General features: G+C 34.2%; 1 protein-coding gene. It reads left to right on the forward strand.

Going from position 1 to position 284, the window contains the following annotated elements; all coding sequences use genetic code 11:
• Window positions 1-284: DDE-type integrase/transposase/recombinase (locus AC6UDF_RS07175; RefSeq protein ID WP_500724181.1), on the forward strand; the 284-nt coding region annotated here is incomplete at both ends.

A 284-nucleotide genomic window follows, 5' to 3' on the forward strand; every position in this document is an offset into this window, starting at 1 on the left:
CCGAATATTTTACAACAGCAGTTTAACGAAAAAGTTCCTTATCGCGTAATTCATACTGATATTACGCAAGTGAAATTAGCGACTCACAAATGGGATTATATTTCAGCTGTCATTTATGAGGCTTCCAATGAAATTTTAGCTACTTCAATTAGTCAAACTCCTACCTATGAATTAGTTTCTGAGATGTTAGACAATCTTAGTAATCAGCTTCCGAAGGAAGCTCTTCCTTTAATTCATTCTTATCAAGGATTTCATTATCAAACTTATGCCTATCGCAGTTTGCT

The sequence above is a fragment of the Fructilactobacillus sp. X2R6C1 genome (assembly GCF_059901295.1).